This window comes from Stenotrophomonas sp. GW821-FHT09E08 (assembly GCF_059416125.1).
In genome coordinates, this window is the sequence record NZ_JBWKOO010000015.1 from 82096 (window position 1) to 97082 (window position 14987).

The 14987-nt window shown below is 66.6% G+C and carries 13 protein-coding genes; 9 read left to right on the top strand and 4 right to left on the bottom strand.

All coding sequences use genetic code 11. The features are described from left to right. Window positions 1-15 precede the first annotated feature (15 nt). Window positions 16-408, bottom strand: a complete 393-nt coding sequence (locus AC07M7_RS17140) for an outer membrane protein assembly factor BamE (protein ID WP_012510752.1) — start codon at window positions 406-408, stop codon at window positions 16-18. Between the two features lie 103 nt (window positions 409-511). Here AC07M7_RS17140 and fur point away from each other — a divergent pair, with 103 nt between their 5' ends. Then, window positions 512-919 (top strand): ferric iron uptake transcriptional regulator, encoded by a 408-nt coding sequence (gene fur, locus AC07M7_RS17145; RefSeq protein WP_005409235.1) that lies wholly within the window; start codon window positions 512-514, stop codon window positions 917-919. Between the two features lie 63 nt (window positions 920-982). Here fur and AC07M7_RS17150 read toward each other — a convergent pair whose 3' ends face one another. After that, entirely contained in the window at window positions 983-2239 is a 1257-nt protein-coding gene (locus AC07M7_RS17150) for an SGNH/GDSL hydrolase family protein (protein WP_136640025.1), read from the bottom strand. 97 nt (window positions 2240-2336) lie between these two features. Between AC07M7_RS17150 and AC07M7_RS17155 the strand changes: the two genes are divergently transcribed. Then, window positions 2337-3254 (top strand): LysR family transcriptional regulator, encoded by a 918-nt coding sequence (locus AC07M7_RS17155; RefSeq protein ID WP_046983367.1) that lies wholly within the window; start codon window positions 2337-2339, stop codon window positions 3252-3254. Window positions 3255-3378: 124 nt separating this feature from the next. Here the strand turns inward: AC07M7_RS17155 and recN are convergent, their stop codons facing one another. After that, window positions 3379-5040, bottom strand: coding sequence for a DNA repair protein RecN (gene recN / locus AC07M7_RS17160; protein WP_253078876.1), 1662 nt, complete (start codon window positions 5038-5040; stop codon window positions 3379-3381). Window positions 5041-5154: 114 nt separating this feature from the next. Between recN and hrcA the strand changes: the two genes are divergently transcribed. From hrcA to dnaJ, 4 genes are all read left to right on the top strand, one after another. Then, the gene (gene hrcA, locus AC07M7_RS17165; RefSeq protein WP_046983365.1) at window positions 5155-6219 is read left to right on the top strand and encodes a heat-inducible transcriptional repressor HrcA; all 1065 of its coding nucleotides are present in this window, start codon (window positions 5155-5157) and stop codon (window positions 6217-6219) included. 63 nt (window positions 6220-6282) lie between these two features. Continuing rightward, window positions 6283-6798, top strand: a complete 516-nt coding sequence (gene grpE, locus AC07M7_RS17170) for a nucleotide exchange factor GrpE (RefSeq protein WP_046983364.1) — start codon at window positions 6283-6285, stop codon at window positions 6796-6798. Between the two features lie 182 nt (window positions 6799-6980). Next, window positions 6981-8906 carry a molecular chaperone DnaK gene (dnaK, locus tag AC07M7_RS17175; RefSeq protein ID WP_012510757.1) on the top strand — a complete coding sequence of 642 codons (1926 nt, stop codon included), beginning with the start codon at window positions 6981-6983 and terminating at the stop codon, window positions 8904-8906. Between the two features lie 154 nt (window positions 8907-9060). Beyond that, complete coding sequence (gene dnaJ / locus AC07M7_RS17180) at window positions 9061-10191, top strand: molecular chaperone DnaJ (RefSeq protein ID WP_004153270.1); 1131 nt, start codon at window positions 9061-9063, stop codon at window positions 10189-10191. A gap of 92 nt (window positions 10192-10283) precedes the next feature. Here dnaJ and AC07M7_RS17185 read toward each other — a convergent pair whose 3' ends face one another. Beyond that, a complete protein-coding gene (locus AC07M7_RS17185) occupies window positions 10284-11081 on the bottom strand; it encodes an AraC family transcriptional regulator (RefSeq protein ID WP_046983363.1) in 798 nt (265 codons plus the stop codon). Window positions 11082-11153: 72 nt separating this feature from the next. On the opposite strand from AC07M7_RS17185, the gene AC07M7_RS17190 reads away from it, so the two are divergent. From AC07M7_RS17190 to AC07M7_RS17200, 3 genes are all read left to right on the top strand, one after another. After that, on the top strand, window positions 11154-12353 hold the full coding sequence (locus AC07M7_RS17190) for an MFS transporter (protein WP_482998586.1): 1200 nt from the start codon (window positions 11154-11156) through the stop codon (window positions 12351-12353). 560 nt (window positions 12354-12913) lie between these two features. Further along, window positions 12914-13822: a pyridoxal kinase gene (pdxY, locus tag AC07M7_RS17195; protein WP_495207900.1), complete on the top strand. Its 909-nt coding sequence runs from the start codon at window positions 12914-12916 to the stop codon at window positions 13820-13822. Further along, the gene (locus tag AC07M7_RS17200; protein WP_337301939.1) at window positions 13819-14943 is read left to right on the top strand and encodes a prephenate dehydrogenase; all 1125 of its coding nucleotides are present in this window, start codon (window positions 13819-13821) and stop codon (window positions 14941-14943) included. Before pdxY ends, AC07M7_RS17200 begins: the two co-directional genes overlap by 4 nt. Window positions 14944-14987: the final 44 nt, after the last annotated feature.

Here is a 14987-nt window from a genome sequence, read left to right on the forward strand (position 1 = left end):
GACGGGCAGGGGGCCTCAGCGGCCCTTCTTCTTCTTGTCCTTCGGCAGGTTGCGGCCGAACTGGCGGACGGTCTGCTGGGCCAGGGCCTTGTCGTTGCCCGGGAAATACTCGCCTTCCCAACGGGTCACGTTGTCGTTCTCGAAGAACACGGTGAAGTTCTTCACCTCGGTACGGCCGAGGCGGTTCACGCGCTGGCTGGCGGTGTAGTCCCAGCGCTGCGCATGGAACGGGTCGGGAATGGACGGGGTGCCCAGCAGCGCGGTGACCTGCTGCTTGCTTTGCCCGACCTGCAGCTTGGCCACGGCATCTTCCCGGATCAGGTTGCCCTGATAGATGGGTTGCTTGTAGATGATGCCGCACCCGGTGGTGGACAGGGCGACGGCGGCGACCAACAGGAGATTGCGCATCGGGACTGGCGGTTGGGGAAATCAAACCGATGATACACTCCCGGCGTGCCACCGCGACCCAATCCGAGGCAGCTGGCGCTAAATCGCCAATGAACGGAGACCTATGGAAACCCACGACCTGCGTAAAGTCGGCCTGAAGGTGACCCATCCGCGGATGCGGATCCTGGCGCTGCTCGAGCAGCGCAACGCCCAGCACCACATGACCGCCGAAGATATCTACCGCCAGCTCCTCGAGCACGGCGACGAGATCGGCCTTGCCACGGTGTACCGGGTGCTGACCCAGTTCGAGGCCGCCGGCCTCGTGCTCAAGCACAATTTCGAAGGCGGCCAGGCCGTCTACGAGCTGGACCGTGGTGGCCACCATGACCATATGGTCGACGTGGACAGCGGCAAGATCATCGAGTTCGAAAGCCACGAGATCGAGGAGCTGCAGCGCAAGATCGCAGCCGACCACGGCTACGAGCTGGAAGAGCACTCGCTGGTGCTGTACGTGCGCAAGAAGCGCAAGTAAGCCGTTCCGGCCAGCTGGATGCGACAAGACCCCGGGCCTGCCCGGGGTTTTTCGTTGATGGGGTCAGTGCCCTTTCCCTGCGGGAAGGGGATCCGACCCCGGCCTGCCCAGCACGGCGTCCAGATCCACCGCCTCGGCCATCGCCTGGTTGCCCGCATCGCCCGGGTGCAGGTGGTCGCCGGAGTCATAGGCGGCAGCCATCCGTGACGGATCCGCCGGGTCGCGCAGGGCGGCATCCAGATCGATCACCGCATCGAACGGGCTCCCGGTACGCAGCCAGGCATTGAGCTGCTGGCGCAGCGCTTCTTTTTCCGGCTGGTAGTAGTCGTCCAGCGGCGTGCCGGGCAGGGCGCCGGCGAACGGCGTCAGGGTGGCAACCAGAATGCGCAGGCCCCGGCCACGGGCCTGGTCGGCCAAGGCGCGATAGCCAGCCTGCAGTTCGGCCAGCGTTGGCCGCACCTGGTTCCGGGCGAAGGCGGTACCGGGCCAGCTGATGTCGTTGATGCCGATCAGCACGATCACGCTGGCCACGCCCGCTTGGTCCAGCGCGTCACGCTGGAAGCGACTGAGGGCGGCGTCCCCCATCCCGTCGCGCAGCAACCGGCCACCGGAGATGCCGGCGTTGACCACGGCCACGCCTTGCGGTGCCAGGCGCGCCGCCAGATGGTCGGTCCAGCGCTGGTCCTGGTCGAGGCTGGCGGTAGCGCCGTCGGTGATTGAATCGCCGATCACCACCACGCTGCGCGCGCTGGCCGCCGCCTCGACCTCGATGCCGGTCAGGAACAACCGGGCAGTGCTGGGGCTGGCCCGCTGCAGGTCGAGGGTTCGGCTCTGGTCGCCTTCGGCGATCCAGCTGGTCTGGCGGCCGTCCCAATGGAAGGTCTGCAACGGGATTGGTCCGGGCACGTAGACGCTGACCTGCAGGGCCTGGCGGTGTTTGGTGGCCAGTGGCAGAGGATCGCTCAGCCGTTCCTGGCCGGGGGCGATCAGCACGCCGGGCTGGCCGTCGAAACGGAGTGGCTGCGGCGTTGCGCCTGCCTGTGCCGCCACACTCGCCGCTCCGATCCGCAGCGGCTGGGTGCCGTAGGCATTGCTCAGTCGCACCCGCAGCCGAGGGCCGCCCAGGCTGATACGCGCGGTCTGGCGGAAGGTCTGGTCATGCAGCTCGGCCGGAATAAGGGTGGGAAACAGGAAATCCGCGCCCCACACCCGCTGCGGGCTGGCCTGCCAGCTGGCGACCCAGTGCGGGGCAGGGGCGGCGCTGGCAGCGCCGGACAGGGTGATCAACGCGGCGGCGGTGAGCTGGCTGAAGCGGTTCATCGGGCAATCCCGGGAGGAGGGAGCGCCATGGTGATTCCGCAGTGATCTGTGAACTAGACTGCGCATGGATAATCATCTGTGAACTGTATTCATAGCCATGGCACGACCCGACATCAACCGATCCGGCGAACTGGAAGTGTTCGTGCGGGTGATCGAGACCGGTGGCTTTTCCGCCGCCGCCCGTACGCTGGACATGACGCCGTCGGCAGTCAGCAAGCTGGTGGCACGGCTGGAGCAGCGGCTGGGCACGCGCCTGCTGCAGCGTTCCACCCGCCAGCTGCAGCTGACCCCGGAGGGCTGCGCGTTCTATGAGCGTGGCCTGCGCGTGCTCGCCGACCTGGAGGAGGCCGAGCGTTGCGCCAGCGCGCATGCCGAGCCGCGCGGACGGCTGCGGGTCAATTCCAACGTGCCGTTCGGCCAGCATTTCCTGTTGCCGCTGCTGCCGGCGTTCCTCGAGCGCAACCCGCAGGTCGGGGTGGACCTGACCTTGAATGACGAGGTGATCGACCTGCTCGAGCAGCGCACCGACGTGGCCGTGCGCGCCGGCCCACTGAAGAGTTCCAGCCTGGTCGCGCGACGGCTGGGCGCAACGCGGATGATGATCGTGGCCGCACCGGCCTATGCGCAGCGGCACGGCCTGCCGCGCAACGCTGAAGAGCTGCTGTCGCACAACCGTCTGGACATCGGCCATGCGCGTGCGATGCAGGGCTGGCCATTGCTGCAGGAAGGGCGCGAGCGGATGCTGCTGCCCAGCGGCAATGCCCGCGCCAGCAACGGCAATGCACTGCGTCAGCTGGTGCTGGGGGGCTTGGGCATGGCGCGACTGGCGACCTATCAGGTGCAGGAGGACATCGCTGCCGGACGCCTGTTGCCGGTGCTGGAAGCGGCCAATCCCGGTGACCTCGAAGAGGTGCACGCAGTGTTCCTGGGGCAGGGCGGTTACCTGCCGCTACGCGTACGCGCGTTCCTCGATTTCCTGGTGGAAACGGTGGATCTGGCGCGGCCGTTGGGGTGAGCCTGGTAGTGCCGGCCGTTGGCCGGCAACCTCACGATCTTCGCCCAACCGCGTCGGGGTGCCGGCCAGCGGCCGGCACTACCGTGCGGAAGTCGAGCATGGCCCGACGCTACAAAAGCGGGCCTCAGACCTGCAGCAGCTTGCGTGCGGCGGCGCGCGCTTCCTTGCTCACTTCCACGCCGCCGAGCATGCGTGCCAGTTCTTCTTCGCGCGCCTTGCTGTCCAGCTTTTCCACTGCGCTCTGGGTCATGCCTTCCACCGGCGCCTTGCTGACCCGGTAGTGCGCATGGCCCTTCGAGGCGACCTGCGGCAGGTGGGTCACGCACAGAACCTGGCGCTTCTCGCCAAGCGCACGCAGCTTCTGCCCGACGATGTCAGCCACCGCGCCGCCGATGCCGGAGTCGACTTCGTCGAACACCATGGTCGGCACCGCATCCAGGTCCAGCGCGGCCACTTCGATGGCCAGCGAGATGCGCGACAGTTCACCGCCGGAGGCCACCTTGCGCAGCGCGCGCGGCGGTTGGCCGGCGTTGGCCGCGACCAGGAATTCCACGCGTTCGGCACCCTGCGGATCGGGCTTGCCGGCGTCCTGCGGCTCCAGCTCGATCAGGAACTGGCCGCCGCCCATGCCCAGCTCGGCAATAATGCCGGTGGTGGTGGCCGACAGTTCGGCAGCAGCGCTGCGGCGGCTGGCGGACAGTACGTCGGCCTGTACGCGCCAGGCGGCGGCGGCCTTGTCGATCTCGCCGGCCAGGCGCTGCAGGCGCTCGTCGGCGCCACGCAGCTGTTCCACTTCGGCATGCATGCGCTCGCGCTGCGCGCCGAGCTCGTCCATCGGCACGCGGTGCTTTCGGGCCAGGTCGTGCAGGCGGCCGAGGCGACGCTCGTTCTCCTCGAACTGCTCGGGGTCGGCGTCGAGGTCATCGTGTACCCGGTCCAGCAGCGACAGGGCTTCGTGCAGCTGGATCGAGGCGTTCTCGATCAGGCCGTCCACCTCGCCCAGGCGCGGGTCGTGCTCGATCAGCCTCGACAGCTCATGGCGGACCTGTTGCAGCAGGTCAAGTGCGGAACTGCCGTCGTCGCCGTTGAGCTGGTTGCTGGCCGCCTGGCAGGCGCTCAACAGGGCGCTGGCATGGGCCTGGCGGCGGTGGCTGGCGCCGAGTGCGGCGATCGACTCCGGCTCCAGGTCCTCGCGGTCGAGCTCGCGCAGCTGGTGTTCGAGGAAGCCGATCCGGTCACTGACGTCGCCCTGTTGCGACAGGGCAAGCGATTCGTCGACCAGCGTCTGCCAGGCGGCGGCGGCACGGCGCACCTGGCGGCGCTCGTCCTCGTTGCGGGCATAGGCGTCGAGCAGGGCCAGCTGCGACGGACGCGTCAGCAGGGCCTGCTGCTCATGCTGGCCATGGATTTCGACCAGCAATCCGGCCAGGTCCGCCAGCTGTGCCAGCGTCACCGGGCGGCCGTTGATCCACGAACGTGAACCGCCATCGGCGCGGATCACCCGCCGCAGCTGGCACTGTTCCTCATCGTCCAGCTCGTTGTCGGCCAGCCACTGGCGTGCGGCCTGCAGCTGGTCCAGCGCGAATTCGGCGGAAAGCTCGGCGCGCGCGGCACCGTGGCGGACCACGCCACTGTCGGCGCGGAGGCCGGACAGGAAGCCCAGGGCGTCGACCATCAGCGACTTGCCGGCGCCGGTCTCGCCTGAAACGACCGTCATGCCGGGCCCGAACTCCAGTTCGGTGGCGCGGACAACGGCAAAATCCTTGATCGAAAGATGTCTGAGCATGGGTAAGGGGTATCAGCAGCCGCGCAACGCTAGCACGTGGGCGAGGGAGGTCCAATGACTTGCCAAGGTGATGCGCCGCCATTATCTAGTGTCCGTGTCTCACAGGTTGATTCCATGCACGGTTCTCCCGACCAGCTTGCCCCGCGTGCGCGCCATCTGCTGCGCACGCTGATCGCGCGTTACATCCAGGACGGCGAGCCGGTCGGCTCGCAGACGCTGGCGCGCGTGGCCGGCCTGGAGGTCAGCCCGGCCACCATCCGCAACATCCTTGGCGACCTCGAAGACCTGGGGCTGCTGGCGTCGCCGCATACCTCGGCCGGGCGCGTCCCGACCGCGCATGGCTACCGGGTGTTCGTCGACAGCCTGCTGCAGATGCAGCCGCCGGGCGAGGGCGAGCTGGCCCGCCTGCGTCAGGAACTGGCGGGCGGCGGCAGCACCCAGGCCCTGCTCGGCAGCGCCTCGGAACTGCTGTCGGCGATGAGCCACTTCGTCGGCGTGGTCAGCGCGCCACGACGCGAGCAGTTCGCCTTCCGCCAGATCGATTTCGTGGCGCTGGATGGACGCCGGGTGCTGGCGATCCTGGTGTTCGCCGACAACGAGGTGCAGAACCGCGTCATCGAGACCCGTCAGGACTTCGCGCCAGGCCAGCTGGAGCAGGTCGCCAACTACCTCAATGCCCATTTCGCCGGCCTGCCGATGGCCGAGATCCGTACCCGCCTGCTGCTGGAGCTGCGCGACGCCCGCTCGGAGCTGGAGCAGCTGCTGGCGCACAGCATCGAGCTGGCCGAGCAGGCCCTGCAGCCGCCGGCCGACGACATGCTGGTGGCCGGCCAGACCCGGCTGATGGGAGTACAGGACCTGTCCGACCTGGAGCGACTGCGTGAGCTGTTCGAGCTGTTTTCCAGCAAACGCGAGATCCTGCAGCTGCTGGAGCGCACCATCCAGGCCCCGGGCGTGCGCATCTTCATCGGTGAGGAGACAGGGATGATGCCGCTGCAGGGCGTCTCGCTGGTCACCGCCCCGTACACCGCCAATGGCCAGGTGCTGGGCGTGCTGGGCGTGATCGGGCCCAAGCGGATGGCCTACGACCGCATGATCCCGCTGGTCCAGGCCACCGCCGATGTGCTCGGCGCGGCCTTTTCACCGGCCGGGCGTACTCCCGGAACATCCGACGCTTGAAACGCAGCATCCCGCCCACACTAGGGTGGGTGGAGGCGGAGATTGACCGCCAGGGACCCAGACATGAACCACGAACATCCAGATATCGAATCCCAGCAGAGTGCCGCCGATGCGGCCGCCGCCGCCGGCGTGAACGACGAAGTGGAGCGCCTGCGCGCCGAGCTTGAGCAGGTCAAGGCCGATGTACTGCGCGAACGCGCCGACCTCGAGAACCAGCGCAAGCGCGTTGCCCGCGACATCGAGCAGGCCCGCAAGTTCGCCAACGAGAAGCTGCTGGGCGAGCTGCTGCCGGTGTTCGACAGCCTGGATGCCGGCCTGAAGGCCGCCGGCGATGATGCCCATCCGCTGCGTGAAGGCCTGGAGCTGACCTACCGGCAGCTGCTGAAGGTCGCCGGCGACAACGGCCTGGTCCTGCTGGACCCGACCGGCCAGCCGTTCAATCCGGAGCATCACCAGGCCATCAGCCAGGTGCCGACTCCGGGTGCCGCCCCGGGCAGCGTGGTGACCGTGTTCCAGAAGGGCTACCTGCTCAACGAGCGCCTGCTGCGGCCGGCGCTGGTGGTGGTGGCGGCCGACTGACCCCCGCGGGGCCGGGAGGCGGGCACGACCCGCGCCCGACCCGACGCTGAACGCGCCGGACAACCGGAAACACAGCGTTCGGAGGATGGCTTGAATGTTCCACGGGCCTCCCCCACATCCCATTCATCCACCGGCCGAACGGCCGGACTGACAAAAACAACATCCTTCAAGGAGTCTCCCCCATGGGCAAGATCATTGGTATCGACCTCGGCACCACCAACTCGTGCGTGGCGATCATGGACGGCGGCAAGGCCCGCGTCATCGAAAATTCGGAAGGCGATCGCACCACCCCGTCGATCGTCGCCTACACCAAGGACGGCGAAGTCCTGGTGGGCGCCTCGGCCAAGCGCCAGGCCGTCACCAACCCCAAGAACACCTTCTACGCGGTGAAGCGCCTGATCGGCCGCAAGTTCACCGACGCCGAAGTGCAGAAGGACATCGCGCACGTCCCGTACAGCATCCTGGCCCATGACAATGGCGATGCCTGGGTGGCCACCAGCGATGCCAAGAAGATGGCGCCGCAGGAAATCTCGGCCAAGGTGCTGGAGAAGATGAAGAAGACCGCCGAGGACTTCCTCGGTGAGAAGGTCACCGAAGCGGTCATCACCGTGCCGGCCTACTTCAACGACAGCCAGCGCCAGGCAACCAAGGACGCGGGTCGCATCGCCGGCCTGGACGTCAAGCGCATCATCAACGAGCCGACCGCGGCCGCGCTGGCCTATGGCCTGGACAAGGGCGACAACAAGGATCGCAAGATCGTGGTGTACGACCTGGGCGGCGGCACCTTCGACGTTTCGGTGATCGAGATCGCCAACGTCGATGGTGAAAAGCAGTTCGAAGTGCTGGCCACCAACGGTGACACTTTCCTGGGCGGCGAAGATTTCGACAACCGCGTCATCGAGTACCTGGTTGAAGAGTTCAACAAGGACCAGGGCATCGACCTGCGCAAGGATCCGCTGGCCCTGCAGCGCCTGAAGGATGCTGCCGAGCGCGCCAAGATCGAGCTGTCCAGCGCCCAGCAGACCGAAGTGAACCTGCCGTACGTCACCGCTGACGCGTCGGGTCCGAAGCACCTGAACATCAAGTTGACCCGCGCCAAGCTGGAGTCGCTGGTGGAAGAACTGATCAGGAAGTCGATCGAGCCGTGCCGCGTCGCCCTGAACGATGCCGGCCTGCGTTCGAGCGACATCAGCGAAGTGATCCTGGTCGGCGGCCAGACCCGCATGCCGAAGGTGCAGCAGGCGGTGACTGAGTTCTTCGGCAAGGAACCGCGCAAGGACGTCAACCCGGACGAAGCCGTGGCACTGGGTGCTGCGATCCAGGGCGGCGTGCTGGGCGGCGACGTCAAGGACGTGCTGCTGCTGGACGTGACCCCGCTGTCGCTGGGTATCGAAACCATGGGCGGTGTGTTCACCAAGATCATCGAAAAGAACACCACCATCCCGACCAAGGCCTCGCAGGTGTTCTCCACCGCCGAGGACAACCAGTCGGCGGTGACCGTGCACGTGCTGCAGGGTGAGCGCGAACAGGCCCGCTTCAACAAGTCGCTGGCCAAGTTCGACCTGTCCGGCATCGAGCCGGCCCCGCGTGGCCTGCCGCAGGTGGAAGTGTCCTTCGACATCGACGCCAACGGCATCCTGCACGTGTCGGCCAAGGACAAGAAGACCAACAAGGAACAGAAGGTCGAGATCAAGGCCGGTTCGGGCCTGTCCGAGGAAGAGATCGCGCGCATGGTCGCCGACGCGGAAGCCAACCGCGAAGAAGACAAGAAGTTCCAGGAACTGGTGCAGGCCCGCAACCAGGCCGACGCCCTGATCCACGGCACCCGCAGCGCCATCACCGAGCACGGCAGCAAGGTTGGCGGTGATGTCATCGGCAAGGTGGAAGCGGCCCTGGCTGACCTGGAAACCGCGATGAAGGGTGACGACAAGGCGCAGATCGAAGCCAAGTCGAAGGTGCTGGAGGAAGCTGGCCAGTCGCTGTTCGCCGCTGCTTCGGCCGAGCAGGGCGGTGCCGCCCCGGGCGCCGACGCCGGCAATGCGGGCAAGGCGCAGGATGACGTGGTGGATGCCGAGTTCACCGAAGTCAAGGACGACAAGAAGTCCTGATCCGGACCGACGCGGGACGCTGCCTGCCAGCGTCCCGTTGTCGTACCAGGGTCCTGACCGCCCTCTGGCGTGTCGGGGCGCCCGACGCAAGAGCGGACCTGGTTCCGCTCTTCCGCTTTGACGAATCCCGACTTTCCGGAATGCGATCCACGATATGAGCAAGCGCGATTACTACGAAGTGCTGGGCGTTGCCCGCACTGCCAACGACGAAGAGCTGAAGAAGGCCTACCGCCGTTGTGCGATGAAGTTCCACCCGGACCGCAACCCGGGTGATGCGGCGGCCGAAGCATCCTTCAAGGAGTGCAAGGAAGCCTACGAAGTGCTGTCCGACGGCAACAAGCGCCGCATGTACGACAGCCACGGCCACGCCGCGTTCGAGCACGGCATGGGCGGTGGCGGCGGTCCGGGCGGCCCGGACATGAACGATATTTTCGGCGACATCTTCGGCAACATCTTTGGTGGTGCAGGCGGCGGTGGCCCGCGCCAGGCCCGCCGTGGTGCCGATATCGGTTACGTGATGGAGCTGGACCTGGAAGAAGCGGTGCGTGGCGTCGAGCGCCGCATCGAAATTCCAACCCTGGCCGAATGTGGCGACTGCGATGGCAGCGGCTCCGAAGACGGCAAGGTCGAGACCTGCAACGTCTGCCATGGTCGCGGCCAAGTGCGCATCCAGCGCGGCATCTTCGCCATGCAGCAGGCCTGCCACAACTGCGGCGGCCGCGGCCAGATCATCGCCAAGCCCTGCAAGACCTGCCACGGCAACGGCCGTGTCGAGGAAGACAAGGTGCTGTCGGTGAAGGTGCCGGCGGGCGTGGATACCGGCGACCGCATCCGTTTGTCGGGCGAAGGCGAGGCCGGCCCGGCCGGTACGCCGCCAGGCGATCTGTACGTGGAAGTGCGGGTACGCGAGCACGCGATCTTCCAGCGCGATGGCGACGACCTGCACTGCGAAGTGCCGATCCGCATCTCGCAGGCTGCGCTGGGCGACACCGTGCGTGTGGCAACCCTTGGCGGTGAAGCGGAAATCCGCATCCCGGCCGAGACCCAGACAGGCAAGCTGTTCCGCCTGCGCGGCAAGGGCGTGCGTTCGGTGCGCAGCCGCAGCGAAGGCGACCTGTACTGCCGTGTGGTGGTGGAGACCCCGGTCAACCTCACCAACGATCAGCGCAAGCTGCTGGAGCAGTTTGAAGCGACCTTCAACGGTGAGGATGCGCGCAAGCACTCGCCGAAGTCGGCGACCTTCATCGATGGCGTGAAGGGCTTCTGGGACCGGATGACGTCCTGAGTCTTCAACGGAAACGTTGAACGGTAGCGCCGGGCCGTGCCCGGCGTTTTCGTTTGTGGTGCCGCACTGCCGCCGCCGGGCATGGCCCGGCGCTACCGGAAAAACGCCGCCGGCGTCTGCCCGAGCTGGCGCTTGAACATGCTGGTGAATGCACTCGGGCTGTCATAGCCCATCGCCAGTGCGACATCGATGACCTTTTCGCCGAGCGCCAGCCGTTCCATTGCTGCCAGCAGTCGCGCCTGCTGCCGCCACTGGCCAAAGGTCATGCCCAGTTCGCTGGCGAAATGACGCTGGATGGTTTTCACGTCCACCGCCAGTGCCTGCGCCCAGTCCTGCAACGTTGCGTCATCCGCAGGATGCTTCTGGATGTGCAGGCAGATCTTCAGCAGGCGGGGATCGGACGGTTCCGGCAGGTGCAGCGGCAGCGCATCCATCCGCCGCAGTTCGTCCAGCAGCAGGCGCACCACACGGCCATCGCGGCTGTCGTCCTCGTGCGCGCCCTCGATCAGGCTGGCAGCCAGCAGCAGTTCACGCAGCAGGGGGGCCACCTGTATCGCGAAAGCTTCGGCAGGCAGGTGTGGCGCGAACTCCGGCTCCACATACAGGCTGCGCATGTGTACCTCGGCAATGCAGTCCACCGCATGGGCAATGCCGGCAGGCACCCAGATCGCACGGGTGGAAGGCACTACCCAGCGGCCGACTTCCGAGCGCACCACCATCAACCCGGACTGCGCATAGACCAACTGGTGGCGGCGGTGCTTGTGCGGCGAGATATGCGTGCCGGCCTGGTAATGGCGGGCACGGCAGGTCACCGGTCGTTGTATTGGCACCTCCCGCCAGGGAGCGGTTTCGCGGACCGGGCAGGTGATGTCCTTTTTGCGATAGGCCATGACCAGAACGCGGCAGAGGGGAGGAAGGTGCAACCGTAGCATGCGTGGCTCGCCCCCAACCTGACTGTGTCCATGTCGACCCTGGCTTCCCCCAAAACGACCTCACGCCCGGTGGCTCCCGGCGTGTTGGCCGCCATTTCTACCTCGCATGTCGTCAACGACATGATGCAGTCGCTGATCCTGGCCATCTATCCGGTGATCAAGGGCGGCTTCAATCTCAGCTTCACCCAGATCGGCCTGATCACGCTGACCTACCAGCTCACCGCATCGATCTTCCAGCCGCTGATCGGCATCGCCACCGATCGCCGTCCGGCGCCGTATTCGCTGCCGATCGGCATGGCCTCGACCCTGTGCGGCATGCTGCTGCTCGGCTTCGCGCCGAACTACACGATGGTGCTGCTGGCGGCGGCGATGGTCGGCATTGGTTCGGCCATCTTCCACCCGGAAGCCTCGCGCATCGCGCGGCTGGCCTCGGGCGGTCGCCATGGTTTCGCGCAGTCGGTGTTCCAGGTCGGCGGCAACTTCGGTACCGCGCTGGGCCCGTTGATTGCCGCCGCGGTGATCGTGCCGTATGGCCAGCATGCCGCATCGTGGTTTGCCGGCGCCGCCCTGATCGGCATTGCATTGCTGACCTATGTCGGTCGCTGGTACGCGCTGCACCTGGGTACACCGCGTCCGGCCAGCACCGCGTCGATGGCCCCGCGCCATCCGCCGCGCACCGTGGCCAGGGTGCTGGTGATCCTGCTCGTGCTGATCTTCAGCAAGTACTTCTACATGGCCAGCATCGGCAGTTACTTCACCTTCTACCTGATCCACCACTTCGGCATTCCGGTGGCGCAGGCGCAGCTGCACCTGTTCGCCTTCCTGGTGGCCTCCGCCGCCGGCGGATTCCTCGGTGGCCCGCTGGGTGACCGCATCGGCCGCAAGCCGATCATCTGGACCTCGATCCTCGGCGTGGCGCCGTTCGCGTTGATGCTGCCGCATGCCGACCTGCTGTGGACCACGGTGCTGGCGGTGCTGATCGGCTTTGTGCTGTCCTCGGCGTTCTCGGCCATCGTGGTGTATGCGCAGGAGATGATGCCGCACCGTATCGGCATGGTGTCGGGGCTGTTCTTCGGCTTCGCGTTCGGCATGGGCGGGCTGGGGGCGGCCGTGCTGGGCCTGCTGGCGGACAAGACCAGCATTGAGTATGTCTACCAGCTGACTGCGTTCCTGCCGCTGCTCGGCATTGTCGCGGCGTGGCTGCCACCGTCGCGGCCTGTTGTTCACTGAGGGGTTTGAGTTTGCAGGGCTTGCAGCCCTGCACCCGCAGAGGCAACGTCAACAGCAGAAGCGGGCTATCCGTGGGTTGGCGTGGTGGGTCCGGTTGAGGGGGACTGCAAGTACGTCCATGTAAGCTCGGTCGCCGCATCCATGCGGCTCACGCCCCCTCAACCGGACCCACCCCGCCTTCGACAGTTTTCCGCGATCTGTCAGAGCGGCGTTTTGCTCTGGTAGGTGTCGACCTTGGTCGACACGGATGAATTCATTCGATGTCTCACAGATGTGTCGACCAAGGTCGACACCTACCAACAGCACACGGAATCTGTCAGAGGTGGGGCGGTGTCGGAGTGCGGGGTGTCAGCCGCATGGATGCGGCTGCCAAGCCCCCATGGATGGGTTCACGGCGTCCCCGCACTCCGACATCGCCCCGCCATCCCAAGGGATGCGAGCTTTTGCCGTTGCTTTTGCCGTTGCTTTTGTCGTTGCCTTTGCCGTTGCCTTTGCCGTTGCTTCGGCAGGTGCAGGGCTGCAAGCCCTGCCGAACCCTCCACCGGGCGTAGAATGCACGCATGAGCGAATCCCTTGACAGCCACCTGGTCCACGGCCGCCGCCAGCGGCCCGACGGCCCATCGCCGATCGATGTCATCTCGGTCCAGTCGCAACTTGTCTACGGCCACGCCGGCAACAGCGCCGCGCTGCCGCCGATGCGTGCACTTGGCGTGCGCGTGGCGGAGATCCCGACCGTGCTGCTCAGCAATGCGCCGTTCTACGACACCACCCGCGGCCGCGTGCTACCCGCCGACTGGTTCGCCGATCTGCTGCTCGGCACCCGCGAACGCGGCCTGCCGCAGCGGGCGAAGATGCTGGTATCCGGCTACTTCGGCAGCACGGCCAATGGCGCCGCGTTCGCCGATTGGCTGGATGAAATCCTGCCGGCCTGCCCGCAACTGCGCTACTGCCTGGACCCGGTGATCGGCGATACCCATACCGGGCCCTACGTGGAACCGGGCCTGGAGGCGATCTTCGCCGAACGCTTGCTGCCGCATGCCTGGCTGGTGACGCCCAATGCCTTCGAACTGAATCGCCTGACCGGCATGCCTGCGCTGGCCGAGGTTGACGCCATCGCTGCCGCGCGCACGTTGCTGGACCGCGGTCCGCACTGGGTGATCGCGCACAGCGTGGGTGGCAACCCGGGTGAGTTGGTGACTTTGGCGGTCGGCCGCGAGGAAACCTGGCGCTGGACCTCGCCACTGCTGCCGGTGGACGTGGCCGGTACCGGCGACGTGCTGATGTCGCTGGTGGTGTCGTTCCTGCTGCGCGGTGAATCAATGCAGCAGGCGATCTCGCGCGCCATCGCCGGTACTCATGCGGCATTGGAAGCGACCCTGGACAACGGCTTCGAGGAATTCGACGTGATCGCCGCGGCGCCTGCCGCGCTGGCCGAAGGCATGCGCTTCCGCGCCGAACGCGTGGCATGAGCGGCCTGCAGGAACGCACGCCGCGCACGGTCGGCATCATCGGTAGCGCCGGCGCCTATGGGCGCTGGTTGACCCGCTTCTTCCAGCAGCACATGCAGTTGCAGGTGATCGGCCACGACCCGGCCGATGCAACCTCGCATACGCCGGAGCAGCTGTTGGCGCAGGCCGATGTGCTGGTGTTCTCGGCACCGATCCGGCACACGCCGGCGCTGATCGCCGAATACGTGCGGCAATCGGCCGGTCGCGAGCGGGACCGCCTGTGGCTGGATGTGACTTCGGTAAAGGAGGCACCGGTACAGGCGATGCTGGCCTCGCAGGCCGAAGTGGTCGGGCTGCACCCGATGACTGCTCCGCCCAAGGCGCCGACGCTGAAGGGCCGGGTGATGGTGGTCTGCGAAGCACGGCTGCAGCACTGGCAGCCGTGGGTCGACGCGTTGTGCGCGGCGCTGCAGGCCGAGTGCGTGCGCGCCACGCCGCAGCATCACGACCAGATGATGGCGCTGGTGCAGGCGATGGTGCATGCCACCCATCTGGCCCAGGCCGGCGTGCTGCGCCAGTACCAGCCGCAGTTGGGAGATCTTGCTGCGATGATGCCGTACCGCTCCGCGTCGTTCGAGCTGGATACGGCGATCATCTCGCGCATCCTCTCGCTGAACCCGGCGATCTACGAGGACATCCAGTTCGGCAATCCCTACGTGGCGCCGATGCTGGAGCGCCTGGTGGGCCAGTTGCAGGCCCTGCAGGTACAGGTCGGGCAGGGCGACGACACTGCGCGTGCTGCGTTCCGCGAGCAGTCGCTGTCGGCCAACCACAATGCCTTCGGTGAGCAGGCGCTGGCCGCTGGCAACTACACCTTTGAACGGGTGGGGTACCTGCTGGCCGACCTGACCGAGCGCAACGCGTTGTCGGTACACCTGCCGGAAGATCGTCCAGGTTCGTTGCGTGAGCTGCTGAACGTGTTCGAGCAGCATCGCATCAGCCTGGCCTCGATCCATTCCTCGCGCACTCCAAGCGGCGAAGTGCACTTCCGTATCGGTTTCGTGGCGGGAAGTGATCCGGCCGCCATCGCACTGGCGGCGGCCGAGGTGGACGCCAGCGGCATCGGACGGGTGCTGGGCTGAGCATATTCATCCACAGGCGGTGTGGATGGTTTCTGAGCAAAGGT